Source organism: Acidithiobacillus sp. HP-2 (genome assembly GCF_015100155.1).
GTDB lineage: Bacteria > Pseudomonadota > Gammaproteobacteria > Acidithiobacillales > Acidithiobacillaceae > Acidithiobacillus.
On sequence record NZ_JACKZA010000016.1, the window covers coordinates 1 to 25998 of the forward strand.

Genomic DNA, 25998 nt, shown 5'->3' on the forward strand with positions numbered 1-25998 from the left:
ACTTTGACGGGTACCGGACCCAGAGCGGTCATGATCTCGCGCTCCGGCAGATGCCCATTACGCACGACCGCCTGACGCCCATCAACCATCCGCACCGTCGCAAATTCTTCCAGCAATACCGCCACCTCTGCCTCTATGGCCTGCTCAATCAGAGAGCGTGCCGCGCGTCGAAGTATCCCTTCAATGCCCAGACCCAACTCTCCCATCCCACCTGCTATTACGGTATTCTTTTCCACGGCGTACTCCTTATGTTGCTCTTTGAGTCGGAAACCCTTTGTAGCAACAGTACGCCACCTCATTCAAGCCAGTTGTAACGGCCCGTACACCACTTTCGAGCATAGCTCAATCCGTTGGCCGAATTCCATGAATCTGATTTCAGCGTCCTTAATGTAGAGGTGGATTCCCAGATTTTCTTCGAAGATGATTACGATAGCATACTGGGGCAGCTTATTGCTCATGTGGTAAACACGGAGGGACCAGTGCGAACCGATGTACTCACCAAGCGCATTGCACGCGTTCATGGGTGGGCCCGAACTGGAGCTCGTATACAAAGTCGTATAGTTGGACTAGCCCAAGGAAAGTACCCTACCAGCAAAGAAGACGTTGGCCTTTTCTATTGGCCAATGGGCAGCAATACGTCCCGTTTTTCAGCTTTTCGCCACCCTTGCAATGAAACCGTTCGGCCTGTAGATGAGATTGCTTTACCAGAACTTATTTCGCTTGCCTGTGAATTAAGAAGGCGGCAGCATTTCGAAGACGAAGCCGCCGCCGTCTTAGCTATGGCCCACGCAGTGGGACTACAGAAGCTCCGCACTGCAAGTCGGCACAGGCTGTCCCGCGCGTGGAGAGATTCGATGAATTACAATGAAACGCTATAACAAATTCTTGGCATTCCGTATTTCTATTGGACAAGTCTGTCAGCAACTTAGTTTATATTCTACAGCATAGTTGTCTTTTTCAACGCTGTCTGTCGCCGTTTTGCAGAACGATAGCTGCATAACCTATAATGCAGTTCGTTCAAAAGCCCTGTCCTAGAGGAATGCATGCCTATCCGCCCCTACCCCATCCCCATGGATGACTTCCGTAACGTGCTAACGCTTTCCCCGCTCAGCCTGGTCGAAATAGCGCGCAGATTCGAGATCAGCCGCAGCAATCTGATGGGCTTGCTCGGAGGCAATCGCACGCTCAGTGATGACAGACTCCTGCAGTTGGTGAAATGGGTGGGGCTGGTAGGGGCGAATTCCCTGCACCTGAATTCTGGCATTCATTTTTGGAAAATTGCTTCCGAAACACAAATGGAAGCTTTTCTGCATCTGCCCACAGGGATATTGCCGGAATCCTTACGCTGGAGTCTGGTCCTGGAGTTTCCGCCCCAGGATCGGGACTGGATACATCTCAAGGCCGATATCGGCGAGCACTGTTGGGTTTTGCTGTCCGTCCGACCAGTCTTTTTTGCTTTGCTGCGGGACCGCCTTCCAGGCATTGGTCGCCCAGTAACGCTGATGTATTTACAAAAACCGCTGAAACAAATCCTTGCCGATACCAGTAATCCGGGTTTGGCGGTTGCGTGGGCAAAGCAGCCGCAAACCCTGACTTTGGTAGATGCGCCAATGCGGGACACTCATGCAGCGGATTTGTCGGCCTGGATGGCTTGGGCACGGCAAAAGCTGGCCCTTGATACCAGTGACATCAGTGAACAGGTCTATCCACCAGTGACGGAATCTCCCGAAGACGGACTGGACCCTGCGATTCCTTGTGATCAGGCCTGGCACCTCTTGGCGCACCGCCTTGACGTCGCCGGTGCCGCACATCCGGATATTGTTGATATACCAATATTCCCCATGGAAAAGTTCAGCGATTACCCTACTGGCATGGTGCGGATGGATCGGAACTGGCTGGGGGATGCCCTGCTGGAGCTTGGAAAAAAAGGACGGTTGCGCTGCTACGTCAAGGAAAACAGTACAGAGAGCGTGATTGTGGCATTGTCTACGGTAACACGCTGTGGATTACCGCCACCTTGGGTTTTGTCCACGGCATCAGAACGTTACCTGATTTGGCGTGAGCAACATCTGGAAATCGCTGCGCACATTGAATCAAATGACTATTGTATCGGGCCGGTAGTGGCTTCCTGGCATCGCGCTACAACCTGTTTGGTTCAATAGTATCCATCCAGCCTTCAGGATTGGCGGCAGTGAACCGCTGGTCTTGTTTCGGGCATACTCTGGAAGTTGAACATGTTCCGAAAGGACTCTGGCTTTGGAGTCTAAATAGCCTGGAAAACCAGAGTGAAATGAGCAAATAATGATTGAACAGATGCACAGAAAACGGGCGCATTTCCACCTAACCTACTCATTATACTTGATTTTACTCGGAATTGGCCTTAAAGAAAAAACTATGCGACTCTGGCTTTCCCGTCTATATAGCCTGGAAAACCAGAGTACAAAGGCCAATGATGGTTGAGAATGGCGCGGGAACAAAGCCTGCTGTCAGTGCATAACGTGTCCAGCAATGGTTGGGGTTACCTTACCTAACACGGACTCAATCAGTTAGGTAGCCAAAAGCTATGCGGCAATCCTATGTTCCCGATTCTGTCATCAATCGTTCCTGTTTGTGTCACATGAATATGCTCATGCCATACAGGGAGTAAAGGGCGCGTCAGACGGTTATGCACGGATGGTTATAGTTCTTAGCTGTCATTTCAGTGAAGACCATGCTTCACTGGTTTTGTATTTCCATTTTATTCTCCCTGCTACCCAATATTGTCTGGTCCGAATGCTGATTGATAGTCATGACTGATGGCAACATCTTCACCAAAATCTGACGAGGAATGAACAGTAATATTGGTCACATCCATTCCGGTGCAGCTTTGTTGCTTTTGAGTTACTGCTGCACGTTTGGCGGCAGCGGCCCGAATACTGTCCAAATCAATGCCTGCATCATGTGCACGCTGCCGCAGCGCATCCTTCAAATACTTCTTGTCCACGTTTCGATCTTTGCTTACCCGTGTATTCAACACAGCGAAATCTTTTTGTTTGCGGGTGGCCTTTTTGGGATCAATGCCGCTTTTTAATAAATACGATTGGATTTGTTTTTTTCGCCCTGAGAAAGCATCTTCGGCTTCTCTGGATATACCCTGCACCCCAAAAGATAGGTGCTCTATACCTTTTTTATCACATTCCAGCCTCAGCTCCAGTTCATAGCCGCCCAACACCTGCATTTTGTTCATCAAGTAAGCCACTTGGGCATCACCCAGTGCATAGATTTTGCGACTTTTTTTTTCCATAGTCGCTCCGCAAACTGGCCCACTGGCCATCGGCTCTTTGGATAAGATTGGGAATCACTACATGGACATGCAGTTGGGGATCGATGATTCCATCGGCGGCTCTGGCGGTTTCATGCAGAAATCCAGCCGCTACAATAAGATCAGAAAACTCGGTAATCACGCCACCCTTCCCTTTTCTCGCGTGGGACATTTCCCTTGCGTAAAAATTTTCGATCGCTTGTTGCACAGATTCCAGCATCCATGCCTTAACACGTGAATCGTCAATGGACAGAATAGAGGCCGCTTTGGGCGCACTAAATGTCCAGTCCGAGCCCATTCGACGATTATTCTGATGGTTACCGCGTTTACTGATGTCATGTCCATCCATGGTGACACCATGTAGGAGTTTTTCTAGATCCGAGTTGTTGACATAGCAAGATAAGCCTTGGATGGCGGCACCGTTACCCATCCAAACGCCCTTAACGTTGCCATTTTCCGCATAATAGTTGCTAGTTTCATCTTCAGAAAAATGGACAGTCTGCGCTTCCTTTTGTTCAGAAACGTATTTTATTACACTTTCAGGAGTCCCTTTTAGGTGAGTTTCTTTCACGCTCATGATATCACCTCTCCTCTTCGTTTTTTATTACCGTAATTATGCAAAAAAACTTTTCGTAATTTTTATCTGAAGTTTCACCGATTTTCATGAGGAATAAGTCGCCGCATGCTACGCCACCATACGCATGAGCATCTGAGTGAATGATTTATGAGGGGGTTGGCAGAGATGGGGCCAAAGTCCCAGAAAATGGCTGGAGAGAGCTTCATCTGTAATCAGTTTGCGGACATCGGAGAAGGCAAAACTGGTCCGTCCCTTGACGATATGGCGGCGCTTGGGATCAGCCGTGATCCGGTCGGCGTAAATCCAGGTCAGGGTCGTGGCGAGCAGGCAGAAATGGAGGTGGTTGGTGACGGCATCAGCGGTCCGGTTCTGGCTGCGGGCGCTCCCGATTTCCTGTTTGATTTCTTTGAAGCCGGCCTCGATTTTCCAGCGGGCACCATAGTATTCGACAATCTGGGTGACGGAGAGCGTCAGATCTGTCGTGAAGAACGCCACCCACTGGGTTTTGCGAAAGACCCAGACCACCCGCACCGGGCAGCGCAGGGTTTTGAGCAGGAAGATCTGATCATAGGCACGTATCTCCCGCGCTTTGCCATAAAGCTGGACCGTGTGCCTTTGCGCCTGTTCCCGCAAAGACGTCGCCAGCTCGGTCACTGAACCGCAACGATCCCCATATTTGCGAGGCCGACCCTTGGCGGTCCGGGCCGCATCCGCTGGCTCTGCATATAGGACCGTACTGCTGCGCAAGCGGGACAACAGGTGGATGGACGGTTCCGCTGCATTCAGGGGTTTCCACAGGCCATTGTTCCCGAACCAGCTGTCGCAGACGATCAGAGGAGAGTGGCCGCTGAAATGGGTAGCCACCGGCAGGATCATGGCCGCAGCCTGGGCCATTTTTGACTGAAAGACCGGCACCTGTCCATGACGGCGGACGTTGATCTTGCCGGCCGCAATGTCCTTCTGCCGATGGTAGAAGCGACAGCCCAGCGGCAGACAGGCCCAGCGGCCTTTGATGGGCTTGAGCAGGCCGAGCATGACGATATTCTGTGCCCAGGGATAAGTGGGATGATTCACCTTGGCGGTATGATCGAAGAAAAAGCCGCAGCCGAAGATCCGCTTGCCGGTTTTGTCGTTGAGGGTGTCATCAAGGGCCAGGATCAGTCGCCCATCGACCAGCGGGGACGGAATCAGATTCCAGGCAATCGGCCAGAGGCGATCCCAGGCCAGTTGGGTGGAGGCCATGAAGAGGTAGAAACGGCGGGCGTTCACATCCAGGCCAAAGAGGGTCTGCAGGGAGCGCAGCAGATTGCTGCTCATGGAGGAGGTGAAGGGGACCATGATAGCCAACAGGATAAAGGGGAACCATTGAGCCCGTTCGCGCCCTAGTCGCGAATCCGAAAATGCCGATTGGAAAGGGAGGAGTAAATCGCGTAGCATGGACATCGAACAGGGCCTCTTGCGTTTTATAATCAGAGCGTTAACGATCACTCATTATATCACGGAAGGCGGTTCTATTCATCGTTATCTGGCTGATTCACAATAAATAAAACAAGAAAAATAGGGTAACAAAATAGCGCCAAAATAAGTATAATTCATAGATAAATAATAATATTTAATGACCGACATTTTTGTTAACCATGCCGATTTTCCTCGCGGAAAAACGGTGAAACTTTAGTTTTTATAATACCAAATTAAATTAAATGCACGAAGCTTAGGTAGGTTTATCCCGTTACCGTTCGATCACAGTAACGACACCAACAGGCTCAAGACACCAAGCATTATTGAAAACCCATCTGACCTCAAAATTCAGGATAAAACTAATAACAATGTCATGATTTTGGGTGGGTTTGTGTGTAGTTAACATATCTATATGTGTGTACAAAACTTATCGTTTAAATGCTGAACTATATGGAAAAACTACGGTATATGTGCGTTATGTGATGATTACCTAAAGATAAGATGCGCATTCTATACAGAAAACCTTCGGACCGATAATCCGAAAATCAACAGATAAATAAAGGATATTTAACGGCATAAAAAGAAAACACTGAAATTCTACAGAGAATGGCATCACATGCTTCGTTGAAGTGACTTTTATTGGTACAATATGTATTAAGAGATATTTTTGAAAAATGCAGAAAAAAAGGAGCCATGCGTGGATAAATTAACAGAGCTGATTGCCGACGGACCGGATAAACGTTATACCATGAAGTCGGTTGTTTTAAGCCGCTACGAAGACATTAATACTGCTAGAAAATTAATGCGTACCTGGAATGACATTGCTGATGCTCTCGGATTTACCGGGCGCGGAAAAGATGTGGCTGGATGTTATGCGCGGGTCTCTATGGGCATCAAAAAAGGGAAGTTAATGGTACCTGTAAAAAAGCAAAAGACGAGTATAGGTCGTGGCTTAGATATTCATGAACGGCTCATATCCAAATCAGGAATCATCAACTTGGATGATCCTGCCAATCAATGAGTTTTTTACCATCTACTGAAAAGGAATCTTGTTATGCATAAAAAATTGATTATCAGCCATGGCGACAAGGGTGGCGTGGGCAAAAGCATTTTCTCGATGCTAACCGTCGATTATTTGCTCGACAGAAATTTACCTGTCGCCGTTGTGGAAGGAGACGTCGAGACGGGGGACGTAGCCAATCGTTATGAAGGCGTCGAGGGCGTCACCGTTTTCAGCGTGGATCTGGACAAATCGGGGCGCGATGCCGAAAACAGCATGACCGTTCTGTTCAGGCGCATTGAGCAGATGGGTTGCGAAAACGTGGTGATTAACGCACCAGCCAATGGGAAAAAAGCCTTCGACACGAATGCGAATTTGATACTGCCCGTTGCCCAGGATTTAGGATTTGAAGTATGTGTCGCTTGGATGATTGGTGTTGAGGAAGCCAGCGCAGAAATGTCGTCACGTTCTCTTCTTTGTCAAATGGCTGACCGCAAGATGGCCGTGGTGAACCGCCACGAAAGTGCCTACGATGCCGATTTCTCATGGTTTACCCAACCGGTTCACAAAAATGCATGGATAAAAGGTGGCGGACTGGTTGGTGAGATTCCTGAACTAGCCTCGCGTGTTGCTAGTGTTCTCAAAACGCACAAAAATCGATCATTGGCCTCCCTGACAGGGGCGGATAGTCCTTTGTTTATCGTGGACCGTCAGTCTATTCGAAATTGGCTGAGGCAGTCGTGGGTCAATGCGGTGATTCCACTTATTGATGGTGGTGCCTGATGGGTCCATTAAACCGATCGGAATCACCCGCATCTGGGATAGGCACTCACAAAACGGGCAAAGCTTCGTTGGCCGCTGACAGCGGGTATGATCTGACAGAGCGGTCTTTGCCCGATACCGATCATAAGCTGCTCGCCCGGTGGGTACAGCAGTATAAAATATCGGCAGACGATCCCATGTATGGCGCGTATCTGTCTGCACGTGTAGCTTTTGATGGAGCCGCTGCCGCTGGTTATTCCTTAGAAATCATGAAAACCGCTCTCGCATCCATCCCAAACAAGATACAAAAAGCCGTCACTGCAGGGGCCGGTGATATCCAAGGGCACGTGGATAAAGCCTTTGACATAAATGTAATCAAACTGGAAAGAGCGATTAGTCATGGACTAGAGCGGGGTTCTTCATCGGCATTGATCGCCTTGAATACGGCCACCAAAAACCTGAAAGACGCTGCGGCCGCCGTAGACAAAAATATGAATGCGGCCATTGCTCAAAAGCAGGACAAAGTCATCGACCACTGGGTAGATACCGGTGCCGACCTCTTGAACATCACCGTGCGGGAAGCGGTTTTGAAACAGCGCGTCCTGAACGTTTACTTTATTTTAGGGGTGATGCTAACCGCGTTTGTGTTAGGTGCAGTGCTTTGTTATGAATATCTCACCTTAACCCATCGTATTACGCCATCGACCATCCTGATAAATCAACACACGGGAAAACTGGAATGTAAGGTTTCACAACACGGCGCTAATTTCTGCGAAATTCGGTAAGTCACGAACGCTGTTTGAAAAAGTTTTACTTGAATGCGATGGATACAACATGCTGATCTCAAGATTCCCTATTCGGCCAGCATACGGCCATAAATTAGCCGTAATAAACGAACAAGCGGGAACCCCATCATCAATAACAGGTTCATGACCGATCACAGACGTCACCGGCCATGATAAAGACGGCTCAACTATTTTCTTTGTCTTGGCCTATATCCAGTTCATCTGAATCGTAGAAATAAACAGGTAGACGTTTCAGAGGCCGCTGCCAAGCTTTAAACCCAAAGGGAGGCAATGATTGCGCATATTTATCTACTGACCAATACTCTAGAATAGTTCCATCTGGATTAGTTTTAATCTCAGGTTTGGGGATCAGTGAGGTTTCAATCCCAAGATCGTAACCAGCAGCATCAGCAAGACAAGGAAAATTGAAAGCGATCACCGAGTGAATGTGCCGTGCAAGCTGACGCCACAGACTGGTACTCAGCCAAGCATATCCTGCATCCGGATTTTCTAATTTTCCCACCCACCAGTTTATCAGATGCAGAGGATCAAAAGCTTCCTCACTACCCGTTTCCAACAAATACAAACGCATCAATACGGCACCCATCGGGGTCTTATACACATTTTCAATTCCTTTTAACATGACATTCTCCTTTACCAATCATCAAAACACGATCTACAATCAACCCAATAACAAATTATAACTCTTTAAGTAAAATAAAAAAGTTTTTCTACTGACCTACTACTATAATCTATTTTTTCACTTGTACGAAACACCTTCAAGACATTTTCCAGACCGTCAACCTATTACAAACCAGAATGATGCTGACGTTGTGGTGATTTAATGAAAATACGCTTTTAAATGGGATTATGAAACTTCCTTGATGCCTTATCCGGAATTGCAAGCCAGCTCGTTCAGATTTTTTCGTGGGATACACATTGTACCCAATGGCCTATTTTATAAAGTCTTTGATCGCCATATAAGGGACACATTAACCACATGAAAAAATGATTCATCGAAGGTTCTTCATTGAGCAGCTTTCAGCCTGTTTTGTTCCAAATGGAATTCATTCAGGACATGATTTACGGTAGGCATTTACACCATGTCAACTGCCTCAGCTTCCAATGAGACATACTCTTTTGGGGCATCGATGAATTTTACATAGATGATCTGCAATAAGGTATCGGCCAGAAGATACAGCAAGTAACTTCCTATAGTGGTGGTACATTTGGCACGCTACGAATAAGATGGGCGGTGTTGACTATCGCTTATTTAGGGTAACATATAGACCTGTAGTCGCATCCCGATTAACGACATCTTTCCGCAAATCAGCAAAGGAGTACCATCATGTTTGGATTTGGAGAAAAGCCCCAGGAACAGCAAACTGCCACTTGTCCATGCTGCCAGACGCCCATGCAGGATATGGGTGCCCATGGCCTTCGTATGGGAGGTTTAACCGGTCTGGGTGGGGCCGCATTGGGCATGTTCGCCGGGCAGATGGCCGATGATGGCGAGGAAGCCTTCGAGAAGAAACTCAAGGTACAGGTCTTTGTCTGCCCCCAGTGCAGCGAGATTTCCTTCAAATATCATGGCGGGCTTTAAACGGGAGTGAGTCAGCATGCATGAGATCATTTGCCCCCATTGCCACAAAACTTTCAGCTTGGACGAAGCGGGATACGCCGATATTCTGAAACAGGTTCGGGATGCGGACTTCGATAAGCAGATCCATGAGCGTCTCGCGCTGGCTGAAAAGGAAAAGCAGAACGCTCTGGCCCTCACCCGGGCTGAATCCCTGGCAGAAGCGCAGCGTGCCGAAGCCGCCAAGGATGCAGAAATTGCAAAACTCAGGGAACAGATAGCTTCCATCAACAAACTCGAATCGGTCAATCTCCAGAATGCCCTGCAACGCCTTCAGGCAGAAAAGGATAGGGAAATTCAGTCGCTCAATGCCAAACTGGAAGCCAGCCAGACCCATCAGCAACTGGCCGTTAGTATGGCTGTCCGGAACATAGAAAAAGAGCGCGACACGCTGAAAAACAGTCTCGATCGGGTAGAGCTTGAAAAGCACCTGGCGGAAAAATCCATCACCGAACGTTTCGAAATGCAGATCAAGGACCGCGATGCAGCCATTGAACGCTTGCGTGACATGAAAGCCAAACTCTCCACGAAAATGGTCGGAGAAACCCTGGAGCAGCATTGCGAAATTGAATTCAATCGAATCCGGGCCACAGCATTCCCTTACGCCTACTTTGAAAAAGACAATGACGCTCGGGCGGGTAGTAAGGGTGACTATATTTTCCGGGATTATGACGAAGCCCAAACGGAAATCGTATCCATCATGTTCGAGATGAAAAACGAAAATGACCAGACGGCCACCAAGAAGAAAAATGAAGACTTTTTGAAGGAACTGGACCGTGACCGTACAGAAAAAGGTTGCGAATACGCGGTACTGGTTTCACTCCTGGAATCCGATCACGAACTCTATAACAGCGGCATTGTGGATGTATCTCACCGCTATCCGAAGATGTACGTCATTCGGCCGCAGTTCTTCATCCCCATGATTACCTTGCTGCGCAATGCGGCCATGAAAGCGCTCCAGTATAAGACCGAGCTGGCCCTGGTGCGCACGCAAAATATAGACATTACAAACTTTGAAAACGATCTGGAGAGCTTCAAGGATGCATTTGGAAGAAATTACGACTTGGCATCCAGAAAATTCGCCACGGCGATTGATGAGATCGACAAATCCATTGATCATCTACAGAAAACCAAAGAGGCGCTGCTGGGCGCGGATCGGAATCTGCGCCTGGCCAACGATAAGGCCCAGGATGTAACCATCAAGAAACTCACCCGGAAAAATCCTACCATGGCCGCCAAATTTGCCGAACTGGAAAACCCAAAAGAAGGATAATGATGCCGCTCTATATTGAACCCCATGCGGGACCTGCACCCATTGTGCAGCTGATACGATCAGCCCACCACTCGGTCAATGTCGGGGTCTATTATCTCTCCGACCATCCTATTCTCCGGGCATTGAAAGCAGCCCATGCGCGCGGTGTGGATGTGCGCGTTATCATTGAGGGTAAGCCTTATGGCATGAAACCCTGGCAGGTGCGTAAGGAAGAACGGGAGATCGAGGCGACGGGTGCCACTTTACATCTGGCCCCTTACCGCTTTACCAGTCATGGGGATCACTATGCTTTTCTCCATGAAAAGTTTGTCTGTTCAGGCCATGAATGCGAAATTGGTACGGCGAACTTCGATTGGAGCGCATTCGATCGCAATAGGGAGTACCTGTATGTCACGAAAGATCCTGCCGTGGTCAAGGCGGCCAACGCTGTTTTCCATGCAGACTGGAATAATCGACGGGCTCCGGCCTATGCACATCAGATTCTGGTTCTTTCTCCGGGCACGTCTGCCGCGCAAATCATCGGTGTCATCCAGCAACCGGGTCCGATAGACATCGAAAGCGAGGAAATGGGTCCATATCGCCCGACACTGGAGGCTATTGCCCGAAAAGGCGCGCTGGCCAGAGTCATCCTGCCCGCCAGTATCAACGCCCAAGACAAGCAAGATGTAGCCTTTCTGCGCGCACATGGGGTTCAGGTACGCTTGATGCCGGTGAAGCCGATTTACATGCACGCGAAGGCCGTAATTTCCGGGAATGAAGCATTGATAGGCTCCGAGAACTTCACGGAGACTTCACTGGAGTCCAATCGAGAAATGGGGTTATTGCTTCATGGTCGTCCGGTATCGGAGCTGCAGGCGCAATTTAATCGGGATTGGACCAGATCTGCACATGGCTAAACACGAAACTATCATAAAAGCTCCCCAGTTTGGAATAAGAGCCAATCTAAAGACCAATCCCGGCAAAGAGACTCCTGCGGAGCGTATTCCTGCGGAGCGCAAAGAATCCGCAAAGGATGTACGGGATCCAGATATGGCTTCCGCGAACGCTACTCCATCATTCTGGTACCCCAAGGATCTTGATCTCCCAGAGAAGACTGCGCCCAAAATGGCTTTCAAGACAGCGCCTAAAATCGCAGAAAAGCGCAAGGTGGAAGTTATTGTGCGAAAGAAGCGGAATTTTAGCCTCTAGTCGCGCTTAGGAATCCTGCGATCAGGTTATTTTCAGGGAATTGTTGCCTGCGATGCTGCTGTCATATAACCTGTTTCATGTAACTTTAATGAGGAGATGATTTATGACCACTGCACATGTGAACATGCGGGTTAAAAAACATCGAGACGCCTTGCGTGCCGCAGGGTTGAGGCCAATTCAAATTTGGGTGCCAGACACCCGTCGTCCAGACTTTGTGGAGGAATGTCGTCGTCAGTGTCTTGTTGTGCGGAATGACCCGCAAGAAAAGGAGGTGATGGACTGGCTTGAAGCGGCAGCAGATAAGGATGGGTGGGTTTGAAAAGGGGCGCTATAGTCGTTGTTGCCCTACAAGGTGACTATGGCAAGCCCCGCCCGGCGCTGGTTGTTCAGTCTGAAATGTTCTCGACATTGCCCTCCGTGACAGTTCTCCCCATTACCAGCGATCTCAGAGATGCGCCGCTTTACCGTATCGGCATTGAGGCATCACCGGAAACCGGATTGCACAAGCCTTCACAAATCATGGTGGATAAATCGCAGACTATCCCTCGCGAGAAAATAGGCCAGATAGTCGGGCACTTGGACGATGGGATGATGGTCTCTGTGAATCGGGCGATGGCTCTATTCCTTGGCTTTGCCTGATGGAACATTGGCGTAATGTTGCGCCTCTGCTGGTCCCGCCAGCCGATGACGCAGATTATCAATCACTGGTGGAATCTCTGGATGCCATTCTGGATGCGGGGGGCGCGGATGAAAATAGTCCTCTGGCTGGACTGGCCAGCATGATCGGATATTTGATCGAAAAGTACGGAGCTCAAAATTACCCCATGCCCAGTGCTATGAGCAGCCAGGAAGTTTTGGCATTCTTAATGGCACAACATCATCTCCGACAATCCGATTTGCCCGAAATTGGAAATCAGGCAAAGGTTTCGGACGTGCTTTCAGGCAAGCGTAAGATCAATCTTCGTCAGGCGAACGCCTTGGCAAAACGGTTCGGCTTGAGCATTGAAGTATTTGCAGGAACCGATTAAAAAATAATTCGCGTGTCAATCGCCTACGCCGGGTTGCAACACTTATCAGACTGTAGCGGTCGGTTCTGGATGTATTCCCCTAACCATGCCTCATCCCGCCATGCACATTCCCGCACCATCACGGCCAGCATTTTTTGTATCCGGCTGGGTGGAACATTTTTGACCCATCGACAAAACCGGGCATCTTTCGCATAAAAACCGACCATCGTACTCACATCAATCGCATAAGCCGGGCTGAGAACGTGCATCTCCACATGATGAAAAACGTTTTTAGCCATCGCATGAATATCCGTTTTCATATAATCCCCCTTATTTTCCTTATGGGATCATAACACAAAACGTTAGGCTTGGACGTCTATTTTTACGAGGCGACTTCTCCCAACCGGTGAGGTCATGGAATCGTGTGTGGATAGATGTATCAACGGTAGCTCAATTATCTTGCTCCATTCGTATCATCTGGATGGGCAACCGTTCTCCCTCTGCATTTTCCGACGGCATCGGTACCACAGGGTCTCGGAATGATAAAAAACCTGATGTTCCATCTTGCCAATAAACCCACGACTTGTAATCACAACCCAAGTAAGTCTCGATGAAGAAGAATTTTTGCAGGGTAAGATCGGAGGTAAGATAAACTTACTTTAAAATTATTTATTTATTTTTAATTCAATTGGTTAGCATATCTAATTGGCGGAGGCGGTGAGATTCGAACTCACGAGGGGCGCAAACCCCTGCCGGTTTTCAAGACCGGTGCATTCAACCGCTCTGCCACACCTCCGTGTCGGTGGAGTTTAACCAAAGCCCGGGCAAATGTGAATGCCAGCCAACTTAAAGTCATGCAAAAACATCTCCCTTCAGTACACCGGAAACTCACTATCTGCTTATTTTCTAATTGTTTATCACCAAATTAAAAATACCTTGGTTTCCGCAAGACCAAACCCGGTCTATACTCGGCAAATGCTCAATGGGAGCATTCCATACATATGGCGGAGGAGAAAATGATGTTTAAAAAAATGGTGATGGCGACGGTTTTGGGATTTGGTCTCGCCGGTTCTACGATGGCAATTGCAGCAGATACAAGCACTTCCGCAACAGATAGTAGCGCCACAACAGCAGCATCCACAACCCCCGTTTTCATGTCTCCGGCCTGGGCCAAGGAGCTTTGCACCGCCTGGAACAATAACCCGACGCTGACCGAAAAACTCGCGGGGGCCTGGATCAAAAATAATGGCGGCAAGGGCTACAAGGTCATGGAGGTCTCTGATTCCAGTATGAAAAGTACGCCGCCTATTCAGCTCGAAATTGCCGCTAAGGACGGTAAGGCCGAATGCACCTATGGTGGCGCAATTAAGGTAGCAGACCTGAATTACAGCTATGACTACAAAATGTGGGCAACGACCCATGACTGGCACCACATGGGTTCACCCATGATGGCCATGATGTTTGGGCGCCTCAACTTCAAGGGTCCGAAAATGGAAGCCATGGAAAACATGGGCCCGTTCTCCGAATTTCTGAAACTGGTCAAGGAAGTGCCCGCTACTGTTCCGGCTTCCTGAGCGCACCCAAAAGTTGTCATATAAAAAGGGTGCCTTCTGCTGGCACCCTTTTGAATGAACGGGCATTACCCACCCGCAAAACAACACTTCAAAATTTCATTCCGGCTTCTGGAGTCGTTCCAGCAACAGGGTATTTACCTGATCAGGATTGGCTTTCCCCTGACTGGCTTTCATCACCTGGCCGACAAAAAAGCCCAGAAGCTTATCCTTACCCGCCCGGAAACCCGCAACCTGCTGGGGATTGGCAGCAATAATTTCATCTACCATAGCGGCAATGGCTGACGCATCGGTAATCTGACGCAGGCCACGACTGTCAATAATGGCATCAATTTCACCACCCTGGTGAAAAATTTCTTCAAAAATTTCCTTGGCAATTTTTCCGGAAATCGTTTTATCTTCAATACGCTGCACCAACAGGCGTAATTTTTCGGCAGACACCGGGCAATCCTGAATTTCGACCCCTGCTTTATTCAAAGCTCCGAGCAAATCACCCATGACCCAGTTGGCCGCCAGCTTCCCTTCCACGCCATCCGCCACACTCTCGTAGTAGTCGGCAAGATCGCGCCCGGCAGTCAACACACCGGCATCATAGGCCGAGAGATGATAGGCCTGCATGAAACGTTCACGCTTGGCATCCGGCAGTTCAGGCAGGCTCTGGCGGACTTCTTCGATGCGAGTATCATCGAGAACCAGAGGCAACAAATCAGGATCCGGGAAATAACGATAATCGTTGGCTTCTTCCTTGCTGCGCATCGAGCGGGTTTCATCCCGGTTGGCATCATACAGGCGCGTTTCCTGAACAATGCTGCCACCGCTCTCCAGAATATCCTTCTGTCGCAGAATTTCATATTCAATGGCTTTTTCCAGAAACCGGAAAGAATTCAGATTCTTGATTTCCGCCCGGGTACCAAAAGGGGCTCCAGGACGACGCAGGGAAACGTTGGCATCACAACGGAACGAACCTTCCTGCATATTTCCGTCACAAATTTCCAGATAGCGCACCAGCGCATGCAGTTTCTTCAAGTAAGCCACCGCTTCTGCAGACGAACGCATATCCGGTTCAGAAACAATTTCCAGCAATGGCGTTCCGGCGCGATTCAAATCAATACCTGTCTGCCCGACAAAAGCCTCATGCAGGGATTTACCCGCGTCCTCCTCCAGATGTGCACGGGTGACGCCGATGACTTTCTCGGAACCATCCGCCATCTGTACCGTCAACTGCCCCTTGCCGACAACAGGCAACTCGTACTGGCTGATCTGATAGCCCTTGGGCAAATCCGGATAAAAGTAATTTTTTCGCGCAAACACACTATGCCGATTCAGTTCGGCACCAATCGCCAGACCCAAAGCAATGGCCTTATCGACGGCTGCGCCATTCAAAACCGGTAATGCTCCAGGCATGGCCAGGCAAACCGGACAGGTATGACTATTGGGTTCTGCACCAAAAGCAGTCGGGCAGCCGCAGAATATTTTCGTAGCGGTGTTGAGTTGAGCATGAACCTCCAGACCGATAACCACTTCCCAGTCCATACTCATGCCTCCCCTGCCTTCAAGTTTGGCCGTGCCAGATGCCAGTCAGTTTCCTGTTGATATCGATGCGCCACATTCAACAATAAATCGTCTGCAAAATAATCTCCCATCAACTGCATGCCAATGGGCAGGCCGGATCCGGTGAACCCACAGGGCAGGCTGAGGGCCGGAATCCCGGCCAGATTCACGGCAATCGTATAAATATCGGCCAGATACATGGAAACTGGATCGGCGTTTTTGGCACCCAGCGCAAAGGCAGGTTCTGGAGTCGTAGGGCCGACAATCACATCCACCTCGGCAAAAGCACGGCGGAAATCCTCACGAATCAGACTACGCACCTGCTGGGCCTTGAGATAGTAGGCATCGTAATAACCCGCAGAAAGCACATAAGTACCGACCAGAATGCGGCGCCGCACTTCCGCACCAAAGCCTTCATAACGGCTCTGCAGATACAAATCATCCAGGCTTTCACCTGCACTGCTGCGATGGGTGTAGCGCACCCCGTCAAAACGCGACAGATTGCTGGAAGCCTCAGCCGGTGCCAGGACGTAATAGGTACTGACCGCATGGGGGTTATTCGGCAAGCGAATGGACTGAATGGATGCGCCTTGTTTGGCCAACTGATCTATCCCCGCCTGCACGGCGGCAGCCACTTCCGGATCCAGTCCCTCGCCAAAAAATTCTTCCGGCACACCTACGCGCAATCCCTGCAGAGGACGATCCAAACCCCGCAGTAAATCACTGGCAGCCGCCGGGTGGCTGGTGGAATCCCGAGGATCATGGGCCACCATGACATTGAGTAGCAAGGCACAATCCTCGGCGGAACGCGCCATCGCCCCCCCCTGATCAAGACTCGAAGCAAAAGCAATCATGCCATAACGGGAAACCCTTCCGTAAGTAGGTTTAATCCCGGTAATACCGCAAAGGGCAGCCGGTTGGCGAATGGAGCCGCCGGTATCTGTCCCCGTCGCCACCGGCACTAAACCCGCTGCTACCGCCGCTGCCGAGCCACCGGAAGAACCTCCCGGCACCATTTTCGTATTCCAGGGATTGCGGACAGGCCCAAAATAGCTGGTCTCGTTGGAAGAGCCCATGGCAAATTCATCCATGTTGAGCTTACCCAGCATCACCATGCCTTCTGCGGCCAGTCGCTCCACGACAGTGGCACTATAAGGTGCGACAAAGTTTTTCAGCATTTTCGACCCGCAGGTGGTCGGTACACCTGCCGTACAAAAAATATCCTTATGGGCCATGGGCAAACCCAGCAGCGTTCCGCTTTCGCCTTTCGCCAAACGGTCATCGGCCCGCGCAGCAGATTCCAGGGCAGCAGCCTCAGTCACTGTTACAAAAGCGTTCAGTTCCGGGTTTAAGGTATGGATACGCTTGAGCAGGTTTTTCGTCAGCTCTTGAGCAGAGAAATCCCGTTTTTGCAGACCCTCGCGGAGTTGCCGCAGGGAAAAATCGTGGAGGTCCAAATGCTGCTCCTGTTATTCGATGACTTTGGGGACGAGAAAAAGCCCGTGCTCGGTGGCCGGAGCACTGGCCATCAGGCGTTGGCGTTCATCATGATTGGAAACCTGATCCTGGCGCAGTGGCTGTTCCAGATCCAGAGGATGGGCCATGGGTAAAATCCCCTCTGTAGGTATGGCACTCAACTCCTCAACGAGTGACATGATTTTTTCCAGTTGACTGGCCACTGCGGGCACTTCTTCCTGAGGTAGGGCCAGACGGGCCAAATGAGCCGTACGGCGCACTGCATCCTGATCAAAAGCCATATTTAATGTTTTCCTTTCGTGTTGGCGCTGGATTCATTGCCGGCTGGAGTTGTTCCAGCAGGCGGAGGTAAAGACAGACCTTCAAGTAACTGGCTTTTACTCACCACCCCGCCACTGATCAAATACTGTTCATGCTGTTCCCAGGCGTTGCGCATAAACTGATAGGGATCCACTGCCTCCTGAACCATGCGGATTTTCGGACCATCCACATAGCCCGTATTAATCACGCCCATGCCACTCAAGGCATATTGGGCGGGGGTACTGGTAATATAATATGCGGGGCCGGTAAAGATGACCATGGCGAGGCCCGGCAAACTCCGCAACGAACTGGGTCCATAAAAGGGTAATACCAGATAGGGTCCCTGTGGCACGCCCCACACCCCAAGCGTCACCCCCAGACTATTGTCGTGCATGGGTAAATCCAGCTTGTCTGCCACATCAATCAAACCACCCACACCGAATGTGGAGTTGACCAGGAAACGGCTCATATCCTCCATACCCTGTTGTACCCGACCTTGCAAAAAATCGTTTATAAAAATGTAAGGCATGCCCACGTTGGAAAACACGTTACTGACGCCCTCGCGGACAAAACCCGGAGTCACCGCATTGTAACCCGTAGACACCGGCTCAAGCACATAATCATAAAGTCCCATATTCACATGGAACATGGCATGATTGAAGGTTTGCAAAGGCGGCCGAGCGGATCCAGATATGTCAGGCCCGGGACCATCCACCGTAGCGCAGCCCGATAGCGCCAGCACGGAACTGGCAAAAATCCCACCAAACAGCCGACGCCAACGAGCCATCAATTTCTCCCGCTCGCGTACTGAGCGATTTGCGCTTTTAAATGCGCAATCAGCGCCGGGAAACCCTTACTTTTTATGGTTTCGTCATATTCAGAACGTTTCAGGGACAAATCACTGACCCCGTCTGCAACCACATTCACAATACGCCACTGTCCATCCTGTTGCTGGAGCAGGTAATCAAAATGATGGACTTTACCATTGCGCATGGTCAGCGTGCTGAATACGCCCTCAGTTCCGGGCTGCATGGTTTCACTGTTGACGACCGCAAAATGCTCCCCTTCATAGTTATCAAAACGGGCCGCATAAGTGGCTGCAGTATAGTCCGCCAACACACCTACAAATTCTTTTTGTTGCGCGGGGGTCAGTTTGGACCAGTGGTTGCCCAGGGTCAGACTGGCAATTCGGTCAAAATCATAGACCTTACGCACCACAGGAGACACGACAGCATAACGGCCCTGGTAACCCATTTTGCTGCCACCCTGCATGGCTTTCAATAAGACTGCATCGAGCGTATCAATAGTCGCTTTTGGCGTCAGCACCTTGGCTTGCGCAGCTGCCGAAGCCGGCGCGGCGACAGCTGCTGAGGCTGATATCATTGGCGACATGGACAAAGCCACTGCCGCCGAAAGCAGCACGGCACTTCTCATAAGCATAAAATCTCCCTGTTAGCCTGTTTGGACGATCAATCGCTTATTAACGTTCAACCCGTAAAGGGAAAACCGGATGGTCGGATCCCTGTGAAGGGGGAATGGTTGGCATATCCGGGGCCATAGGGCCTTCCGTACGCGGCCCACGCAAGGCTACTTTAAGCGCCCGCAGGGGGTGCGCAAACGTGTCATTGACCGCTGTCGGCTCAAAACCCGAATGGACCTGACACTGATCGCACTTGCGGTTAACCCCGACGCCGTACTGATCCCAAGGGGTCGTTTCCATCATTTCCTTGTAAGTCTGGGCGTAGCCTTCACTCACTAACAGGTAGCAGGGCTTCTGCCAGCCAAAAATGTTGCGGGTGGGGTTTCCCCAGGGCGTGCATTGATAATTCTGGTTGCCCGCCAAAAAGTCCAGAAACAGACTGGACTGATTGAACGTCCATTTCGCCTTGCGTTCCTTACCAATACGGAAAATATCCCTGAACAACTGCCGGGATGCGCGCCTTTGAATAAATACTTCCTGCTGGGGGGCCCGCTCATAGTTGAAGCCGGGAGAGATAGTCACACCCTCTACACCCAAGGCCTTGCAGTCATCCAGGAAATTGGCTACTTCTTCCGCCCCTTCACCCTGAAAGAGGGTACAATTCACGGTCACCCGGAAGCCTTTTTCAACCGCCTCCTGAATAGCCAAAGCCGCCCGCTTGTAGGTCCCCGGTTGACAGACAGAATCATCATGGCGGTGTTCATTGCCATCCAGATGGACAGAAAATGTCAGATAAGGAGAAGGCGTATAATCATCCATACGCTTTTTCAGCAGGAGTGCATTGGTGCATAAATAAACGAAGCGCTTGCGTTCCACCAAACCCTTCACCACTTCCGGCATATCCTTGTGAATCAGTGGCTCACCGCCGGCAATAGAAATGATGGGCGCACCACATTCTTCCGCTGCGCCAATGCACTCTTCCACCGACAGGCGTTTATCCAGCACATCATCGGGGTAATCGATTTTCCCGCAACCCGCGCAGGCCAGATTACAACGAAACAACGGCTCCAGCATCAGGACCAAAGGATAACGCTTACGCCCCCGCAGTTTTTGCGAAACAATGTAGCGACCCACCTTGTAGCTCTGAATTAAAGGAACACCCATAGTATCAACACCCCCACCTGGTGGCTAAACAGCCTGTGAACAAATAACAACCTTAATCGCTCAAGTATAACATACCAAAGCGTATGCAGGACAAGCGCAGCAAATAATCAGGCGCATTTACCCCGGGACAGAAAGAAAAACAGTATATTGGCAATACGCGGTGCCAATTTCGGACGCAGCAAACGGGCATCATAAGCAGCAAAGCGTCTCTCGTTTTCCGTCCGACATAATGCGAGCAACTGTGTCAGGCTAATGTCGCTACTCACCTGTTCATGGCCGGTCATGGTAAAATTTTCCTCCTGATGATCATTCAGGCCCCTTGCCGTTTGAATCCGCGCCCAGGCCTGCATGCTGATGACCTGGATACGGTGATACTCCAGAACAATTTTTTTCCAGAAAGGCAGGCGCCGACGGTGCCACTTTAACCAGTTGATAAAAAAAATGATGTGTCGCGCTTCTTCCTGCATGACCGGCTCAAATATCTTTACCAGCTCAGGTGGGAAAAATCCCGAGTTTTTGGCTGCAGCAAACAGTCCAAAAGCAAAATAGGAATCCAGACATTCGCCATAACCCGTAAATAGAAACTCCCAGTAAGGATCCCGCAAGGGCGGCGGCGGCGGAGAGGGAGGTATCTGAATATTATAATGTTTCACCAACGCCTGGAGCAAATCCGAATGTCTCTGTTCTTCCTGACCATCCAGAGCCACAGCGGCACGCACTACGGGATCGGTTTCCCGTGCCGCCATACTCTGAACCATCCGCGCGGTGACACTCTCCGTCGCTACCGCCTCACCCCAGAAAGGCAAGGATTTGACCCGTTGTTCCGTGGCAGCATCCAGTTCCGGCCAAGGCATATTTGCAGGATCAAAATGTACATGGGTATCGTGCATGAACTGGCAAAACAAATCCCGATGCTGCTCAGAACCCAGATCTATGGCCATTGCCGTCATAAAACCCCCTCTTTCCCGGTTGCAACCTGTAACCACCTTCGACGCATATAATGACTTTCTGATGCAGCCCATGACAAGAGGACCGGGACGCCCAGAAAAAGTTCACGCAGCCGTCTGGCCAAAGCATAAGCCAGGGCAAGGTCCGGACCAATGCCGACCACCGTTCCGAACAGCATAAAACCGCCCTCCTGAATACCAATGCCTGCCGGCACCACAAATGCCACACTACGCAAAGCTTGTCCCAGACTTTCGAGGAGCAAGGCCGCCCAGAAAGGTACCGGATGGTGCAGCAGCCAAAAAGTAAAAACGACCTCAAGAGTGCCCGCAAAAAGCCCGGCTAATTGCCAAAAATTGGCCACTAACAAAGCGCGTCCCTTGTCGTAAAAACTCTGGATTTCCGTGTCCAGAAGATGCGGATCGCCGATAATCCCCAAAAGATCATAACCACCCAGCATTCGCTTACTGATGTTCTGCACCAGCGAGAACAAGCCTTTGTGTTTTTGCAGCCAGAAAAAAATGACCAGCACCGGGATCGACAGGAAAAGGAAACCCAGAACTTCGAAAACCAGAAGATGATCGCTGACCGCGAACAGCAACACCACAACTCCCAGCAAAGCAAACAAAAACTGACTCACCAGAGTCAAAGTGATCTCGACCATGACACTGGCACCGGCCACATAGGGCGAGACACCATATTGACTGAGCATTCGGATTCCCAGCAGTTCACCGCCTATCCGTGCCACCGGCAATAAACCATTCACCGATTCGCGAATCATGGCCAGCCACAACAAAAGCCCAAAGGAGGCACGCGCCTTGCCACGTAACAGCCACTTCCAGCTTAAGGTATCCAGAGCCAGCGGCAGCAAATGAAAAGGCAGCAACCAGAGCAACCCCCAGCCCGCTACGGCGAGTAGCGCCATAATTTCGACAAAACCGGCATCTAGCACCAGATAAACACCCAGGAACAGACCCAGTAATCCAGCGAGCAGAATGAGCATTTTCTGTTTCAAGGCTTAGCTGCCTTCATCCTGTGCGATTCCCTCTTCGCGGGGAGAAGACGTAAACAGCAGCATCAGGGTCGGCAAAATAATCAATATACACAAAAGTACAATGGCCAATGCCAGGCTCAGCGCCTCGCCAAGACTCGCCATGCCCGGATCACGGGATACGGCCATACTACCGAAAGCACTGAGAGTGGTCAGACCGCTGAAAAATACCGCCATTGGCGTTGAAGTGCCCAGCAAATGCGCCACATCCACGCCATTGCGCCAGCGCACCACTATATAGATGGCAAATGCCACACCCAGACCAATCAAGAGCGGCAGGACAATGATATTACCCAGATTGAAACTCAAACCCAGCAGGCTCATGGCAGCGACCGTAAACAGTGCCGCCAGCAGCAAGGGAATCATGATCAGCAGCACATCCCGATAACGGCGCAAGGCTAAAAGCAACAACAGACTGATACTCGCCAGCGCAATGTAGGTAGCCTCCTGAAAGGCACCGAGAACAGCCTCTCCACCCTGCACCAGCATCACCGGGGTTCCAACCGCCTTGGGCTCGACCTTGAGCACACTCTGAACAAACTGGTACATGGCCTGGTTACTGCTCAGATTGGCCTTGGGGAAAATCTCTACGCGCGCCTGACCCGATGCGCTGACATAGCGATCTTTGAGCGCTGCTGGCAGGGTTTGCAAATTGACCGGCCCGGCAGACATAGCCATGCCCAGCTGTTTCAATTCCCCCGGCAGGGTGCCCATCACACTATTCTGTAAAGCATTCATGGCGGCGGGCTGCTTTCCCTGCTTCTGTAAAAATGTCTGAAGATGACCGGCCAACTGTCCAGTTATTTTACCATCTGCAGAGGTCTGACCATCCTTGACGGCCAGAGCACGCAGATCCTTGACCAGTTCATCCAGCTTCTTACGTGTATCTGCAGCAGGTGGAGTCAATGCTGTCGGCATCATCAGTGAAAAAGGCGGCACCAGAATCTGCAGATTCTGCAAAATAGCCAGTTTTTTGGATTGCTCCTTGGGAATATAACTTTCCACAGTTAATGCCCGTGCCACCGTCGGCAACTGCTCGACGCGCCGGGCCACGGTCTGAGCAGCGGCAATATTGGGCGTGAGTACTTCCATCCGGTAGGGAGCGGTATCGGGATTTGCCAAAAGCTTTTCAAAGACTTTCACGCCCTCGGCATGACTATCAATCATGTGTAGTGGATTAAAGTCAAAAGTTGTCCGCAAAGCCAGGGGAATGGCCGCAACGGCGAGTATGGTCACCAAGCCCAGAATCCAGTGGGCATAACGATGGATCGGATGTTTTGCCAGGGTAGGCACCATCGTAAAGTGTGGATAATTGATGGCCCGATGTTGCCCGTTTACGGCAATGGGCCACAAGGTCAAATAAGCAGGCAAAAAAGTCAGGGTCAACAGCAGCGCAATGAGCATGCTGGTCCCGGAAATCAGCCCAAGATCCACAATCCCGGCATAACTGGTAGGCACAAAGGCGTAAAAACTCAGTGCCGCCGCCACAGCGGCCAAACCTAGCGCCGTTCCCATACCCTGGGTCACCCGATGCATCGCTACCCGATGTACCGCACCGTTGAACAATTCCTCGCGATAGCGCAGACAGAATTGAATGCCGAAATCCACACCCAGTCCAATAAACAAAATAGCAAAAGCCACAGATATAAGATTAAAGGGGCCGACGAAAAACAAAGCCCAGGCCGTCGTCAGGATAATGCCCGATACCAGCCCGATCAGTACACCACTCACCAATTTCACCGAGCGCAGGGCAATGCTGAGTAGGATAATTTCCAGCCCCAGAGTCAGCGCCAGGGATTCACCAGCACCATGACTGACGGTCTGGAGTTGCTCCGCATCCAGCACGGCCCCTCCGGTTACGCCGACACTGATGCCGTGGGCGGCATTTAACTGCAAACTCTGCAAACCTGCCTGCAAGGTCCGGATGGCAACCTCGGCAGGCTGTAAGGAATGATAATTCATGGCGGGCTGAATAATGACGAAACGCTGGGCAGGACCCAGCTTGGCCAGATCCCCGCCCATCATTTCACTCCAGGAAAGCTGGTACGGCTTACCTTCCAGGCGGGCTTTCACTGCCTCATTCAACGCCGAGAATATGGCCGCCATGCCCGGCAACTGCACACCATTACTCAGTCTTTGGCGGATGGCCATACTCAACAAATCACTTAAGCCACCAAGACTGGGATCTGCGGACAAGCGGGCAATCAGGGGCTGGGCATTGGTAATGCGATCGGCAAAATCCTTTACTTTTTCCGGAGACAAATAGAGCAGACCATTCCGCGCAAAAAAGCTTCCGCCTCCCGGCACATAGACACTGTGAAACATCTTCGGACGAGCGCGCAGCCAGGTCTCCAGACGGGTGACTGCCGCATCGGTGCTCTGGGGATTTTTCCCCTGCAGTACCACCACAATAGTGTTTTGATCCTGGGAAAACTCCTTGTGATAAGCCAGTTCACGTTTCTGAAAGGGCAGATCGCGAGACAGGGCATGGCTGGTATTGGTATCTACTGCAAAATGTGTGATCGCATAAAACAGGGCCAGCAAGGTAGCAATCAGCACCAATCCCATCACCCAAAGAGCCCGTCGTACAGAAAAATCGACCACCTGCACAAAAAAATACGCAATGGATTTTCCGATACTTTCCAGGAATCGTTCAGCCGCCGGTGAAATCACTGAATCTACCTCTCACAATCTGGTGATCACGCAAATACTCCCCAATCCTGGGACTCAACAGGGCGGCATATTCTGCCTGGGGCTCATAATCGGGCATGAGCATTTGCAGTAAAGGACTCTGGGTGGTCGCCGGATGAAAATAAATTTCCACGAGAGCCTTCTCTGGCAGGCACTTCAACATATCCAGCAGGCGCGACTCGGTCATATGTCCGGTGGCATCCAGGCCGCAAAGCAAATCATTATAAAGCAGTCCACGCTTATCCAGTTGCCGGCGCATGCTCGCCAACCAAGGGCGCAAAAAAAAAGCCCAGAAGGCAGGTGCAAAGCCACGCGCACCACCACATCGCGCCACCGCCAGTGACTCCCAGGGGAGACGCACTGCCCGCAATCCAAATGCTTCTCCAATATCCAGCATCAGACTTAACACCGTAGGGTGCAAATGCAGATGTTTGTGGGCGTTGGCATGATCGAGCACCAGACCGGCGTCTGCAAAGGCGGCAAACTGCGCTCGAATTTCTGCCGCCAATTGCTTGCGCACCTTGGGGAGAAAAAAATAACGCGCACCTCGCAACCATAAATCCGCTGCAAAACGACCCTGAACGTCCACCAGATCCGGCACCTGTTTCGCCGGCAACAGCGGCGCTCCATCCACCAGGGTCAGGTGCAAACCGACACCCAGTCCAGACAAACGCTTCGCACGGCGTATGGCATCAGCTGCCGCAGGGGCTCCCACCATAAGACTGGCGGTGGTCAGCACACCCTGCTGATAGGCTGATTCCACCGCCTCATTAACCGCGAGATCCAGTCCGAAATCGTCGGCGTTAACGACCAGCCGCCGGGTATGTCCCTGCCCCACT

Annotated in this window: 28 protein-coding genes, 1 tRNA gene and 1 pseudogene; 13 read left to right on the top strand and 17 right to left on the bottom strand. The window is 50.7% G+C overall.

Annotated elements, in window-relative coordinates:
• Positions 1–299 (bottom strand): annotated as a pseudogene (locus H7F11_RS12635) (IS256 family transposase); the annotation flags it as partial.
• Between the two features lie 96 nt (positions 300–395).
• On the opposite strand from H7F11_RS12635, the gene H7F11_RS17295 reads away from it, so the two are divergent.
• Together H7F11_RS17295 and H7F11_RS12645 are read left to right on the top strand one after the other, a co-directional pair.
• Positions 396–878 (top strand): DUF3320 domain-containing protein, encoded by a 483-nt coding sequence (locus H7F11_RS17295; protein WP_413541264.1) that lies wholly within the window; start codon positions 396–398, stop codon positions 876–878.
• Positions 879–1043: 165 nt separating this feature from the next.
• Positions 1044–2162 (top strand): hypothetical protein, encoded by a 1119-nt coding sequence (locus tag H7F11_RS12645; protein ID WP_193651408.1) that lies wholly within the window; start codon positions 1044–1046, stop codon positions 2160–2162.
• Positions 2163–2749: 587 nt separating this feature from the next.
• Here H7F11_RS12645 and H7F11_RS16985 read toward each other — a convergent pair.
• From H7F11_RS16985 to H7F11_RS12660, 3 genes are all read right to left on the bottom strand, one after another.
• Complete coding sequence (locus tag H7F11_RS16985) at positions 2750–3283, bottom strand: relaxase domain-containing protein (RefSeq protein WP_193658168.1); 534 nt, start codon at positions 3281–3283, stop codon at positions 2750–2752.
• Positions 3246–3878 (bottom strand): MobF family relaxase, encoded by a 633-nt coding sequence (gene mobF, locus H7F11_RS16990; protein WP_193658170.1) that lies wholly within the window; start codon positions 3876–3878, stop codon positions 3246–3248. The genes H7F11_RS16985 and mobF overlap by 38 nt, the downstream gene beginning before the upstream one ends.
• 108 nt (positions 3879–3986) lie before the next feature.
• On the bottom strand, positions 3987–5321 hold the full coding sequence (locus H7F11_RS12660; RefSeq protein WP_193640707.1) for a transposase: 1335 nt from the start codon (positions 5319–5321) through the stop codon (positions 3987–3989).
• Between the two features lie 712 nt (positions 5322–6033).
• Here H7F11_RS12660 and H7F11_RS12665 point away from each other — a divergent pair.
• The 3 genes from H7F11_RS12665 to H7F11_RS12675 all read left to right on the top strand — a co-directional run bounded on the left by H7F11_RS12665 (position 6034) and on the right by H7F11_RS12675 (position 7883).
• Positions 6034–6357 (top strand): hypothetical protein, encoded by a 324-nt coding sequence (locus tag H7F11_RS12665; RefSeq protein WP_193640999.1) that lies wholly within the window; start codon positions 6034–6036, stop codon positions 6355–6357.
• A gap of 33 nt (positions 6358–6390) precedes the next feature.
• The gene (locus tag H7F11_RS12670) at positions 6391–7119 is read left to right on the top strand and encodes a hypothetical protein (protein ID WP_193640998.1); all 729 of its coding nucleotides are present in this window, start codon (positions 6391–6393) and stop codon (positions 7117–7119) included.
• Between the two features lie 107 nt (positions 7120–7226).
• Positions 7227–7883, top strand: coding sequence for a hypothetical protein (locus tag H7F11_RS12675; RefSeq protein ID WP_193639820.1), 657 nt, complete (start codon positions 7227–7229; stop codon positions 7881–7883).
• Between the two features lie 184 nt (positions 7884–8067).
• Here the strand turns inward: H7F11_RS12675 and H7F11_RS12680 are convergent, their stop codons facing one another.
• Positions 8068–8526 (bottom strand): hypothetical protein, encoded by a 459-nt coding sequence (locus H7F11_RS12680; protein ID WP_193639821.1) that lies wholly within the window; start codon positions 8524–8526, stop codon positions 8068–8070.
• A gap of 705 nt (positions 8527–9231) precedes the next feature.
• On the opposite strand from H7F11_RS12680, the gene H7F11_RS12685 reads away from it, so the two are divergent.
• The 7 genes from H7F11_RS12685 to H7F11_RS12715 all read left to right on the top strand — a co-directional run bounded on the left by H7F11_RS12685 (position 9232) and on the right by H7F11_RS12715 (position 13011).
• On the top strand, positions 9232–9486 hold the full coding sequence (locus H7F11_RS12685) for a hypothetical protein (protein WP_193639822.1): 255 nt from the start codon (positions 9232–9234) through the stop codon (positions 9484–9486).
• A gap of 16 nt (positions 9487–9502) precedes the next feature.
• Positions 9503–10795: a DUF2130 domain-containing protein gene (locus tag H7F11_RS12690; RefSeq protein ID WP_193639823.1), complete on the top strand. Its 1293-nt coding sequence runs from the start codon at positions 9503–9505 to the stop codon at positions 10793–10795.
• A 2-nt stretch (positions 10796–10797) separates the two neighbouring features.
• Entirely contained in the window at positions 10798–11691 is an 894-nt protein-coding gene (locus H7F11_RS12695; protein ID WP_193639877.1) for a phospholipase D-like domain-containing protein, read from the top strand.
• Positions 11684–11983, top strand: a complete 300-nt coding sequence (locus H7F11_RS12700) for a hypothetical protein (protein ID WP_193639824.1) — start codon at positions 11684–11686, stop codon at positions 11981–11983. The genes H7F11_RS12695 and H7F11_RS12700 overlap by 8 nt, the downstream gene beginning before the upstream one ends.
• Before the next feature lie 103 nt (positions 11984–12086).
• Complete coding sequence (locus H7F11_RS12705; RefSeq protein ID WP_193639825.1) at positions 12087–12302, top strand: antitoxin MazE family protein; 216 nt, start codon at positions 12087–12089, stop codon at positions 12300–12302.
• Positions 12299–12622 (top strand): type II toxin-antitoxin system PemK/MazF family toxin, encoded by a 324-nt coding sequence (locus H7F11_RS12710; RefSeq protein ID WP_193639826.1) that lies wholly within the window; start codon positions 12299–12301, stop codon positions 12620–12622. Before H7F11_RS12705 ends, H7F11_RS12710 begins: the two co-directional genes overlap by 4 nt.
• A complete protein-coding gene (locus tag H7F11_RS12715; RefSeq protein ID WP_193639827.1) occupies positions 12622–13011 on the top strand; it encodes a helix-turn-helix domain-containing protein in 390 nt (129 codons plus the stop codon). Before H7F11_RS12710 ends, H7F11_RS12715 begins: the two co-directional genes overlap by 1 nt.
• A gap of 23 nt (positions 13012–13034) precedes the next feature.
• Here the strand turns inward: H7F11_RS12715 and H7F11_RS12720 are convergent, their stop codons facing one another.
• Both H7F11_RS12720 and H7F11_RS12725 read right to left on the bottom strand, forming a co-directional pair.
• Positions 13035–13310 carry a hypothetical protein gene (locus tag H7F11_RS12720; RefSeq protein ID WP_193639828.1) on the bottom strand — a complete coding sequence of 92 codons (276 nt, stop codon included), beginning with the start codon at positions 13308–13310 and terminating at the stop codon, positions 13035–13037.
• A gap of 386 nt (positions 13311–13696) precedes the next feature.
• Positions 13697–13786: transfer RNA gene (locus H7F11_RS12725), tRNA-Ser, on the bottom strand.
• 220 nt (positions 13787–14006) lie between these two features.
• Between H7F11_RS12725 and H7F11_RS12730 the strand changes: the two genes are divergently transcribed.
• A complete protein-coding gene (locus H7F11_RS12730; RefSeq protein WP_227485483.1) occupies positions 14007–14564 on the top strand; it encodes an SCP2 sterol-binding domain-containing protein in 558 nt (185 codons plus the stop codon).
• Positions 14565–14660: 96 nt separating this feature from the next.
• Here H7F11_RS12730 and gatB read toward each other — a convergent pair whose 3' ends face one another.
• From gatB to hpnK, 10 genes are all read right to left on the bottom strand, one after another.
• Positions 14661–16094 carry an Asp-tRNA(Asn)/Glu-tRNA(Gln) amidotransferase subunit GatB gene (gatB, locus tag H7F11_RS12735; protein WP_193651412.1) on the bottom strand — a complete coding sequence of 478 codons (1434 nt, stop codon included), beginning with the start codon at positions 16092–16094 and terminating at the stop codon, positions 14661–14663.
• 2 nt (positions 16095–16096) lie between these two features.
• Positions 16097–17569 carry an Asp-tRNA(Asn)/Glu-tRNA(Gln) amidotransferase subunit GatA gene (gatA, locus tag H7F11_RS12740; RefSeq protein WP_193651407.1) on the bottom strand — a complete coding sequence of 491 codons (1473 nt, stop codon included), beginning with the start codon at positions 17567–17569 and terminating at the stop codon, positions 16097–16099.
• A gap of 12 nt (positions 17570–17581) precedes the next feature.
• Positions 17582–17869, bottom strand: a complete 288-nt coding sequence (gene gatC, locus H7F11_RS12745) for an Asp-tRNA(Asn)/Glu-tRNA(Gln) amidotransferase subunit GatC (protein ID WP_193651406.1) — start codon at positions 17867–17869, stop codon at positions 17582–17584.
• A gap of 2 nt (positions 17870–17871) precedes the next feature.
• Positions 17872–18675, bottom strand: a complete 804-nt coding sequence (locus tag H7F11_RS12750) for a VacJ family lipoprotein (RefSeq protein ID WP_193651405.1) — start codon at positions 18673–18675, stop codon at positions 17872–17874.
• On the bottom strand, positions 18675–19328 hold the full coding sequence (locus tag H7F11_RS12755) for an ABC transporter substrate-binding protein (RefSeq protein ID WP_193651404.1): 654 nt from the start codon (positions 19326–19328) through the stop codon (positions 18675–18677). Before H7F11_RS12755 ends, H7F11_RS12750 begins: the two co-directional genes overlap by 1 nt.
• A 40-nt stretch (positions 19329–19368) precedes the next feature.
• Positions 19369–20472, bottom strand: coding sequence for an adenosyl-hopene transferase HpnH (hpnH, locus tag H7F11_RS12760; protein ID WP_010636860.1), 1104 nt, complete (start codon positions 20470–20472; stop codon positions 19369–19371).
• A gap of 107 nt (positions 20473–20579) precedes the next feature.
• On the bottom strand, positions 20580–21422 hold the full coding sequence (locus H7F11_RS12765) for a ferritin-like domain-containing protein (RefSeq protein WP_193651403.1): 843 nt from the start codon (positions 21420–21422) through the stop codon (positions 20580–20582).
• Positions 21419–22432 carry a lysylphosphatidylglycerol synthase domain-containing protein gene (locus H7F11_RS12770; protein ID WP_193651402.1) on the bottom strand — a complete coding sequence of 338 codons (1014 nt, stop codon included), beginning with the start codon at positions 22430–22432 and terminating at the stop codon, positions 21419–21421. The genes H7F11_RS12765 and H7F11_RS12770 overlap by 4 nt, the downstream gene beginning before the upstream one ends.
• Before the next feature lie 3 nt (positions 22433–22435).
• Positions 22436–25141, bottom strand: a complete 2706-nt coding sequence (locus tag H7F11_RS12775) for an MMPL family transporter (RefSeq protein ID WP_193651401.1) — start codon at positions 25139–25141, stop codon at positions 22436–22438.
• Positions 25122–25997: a hopanoid biosynthesis-associated protein HpnK gene (gene hpnK / locus H7F11_RS12780; protein ID WP_193651400.1), complete on the bottom strand. Its 876-nt coding sequence runs from the start codon at positions 25995–25997 to the stop codon at positions 25122–25124. The genes H7F11_RS12775 and hpnK overlap by 20 nt, the downstream gene beginning before the upstream one ends.
• Position 25998: the final 1 nt, after the last annotated feature.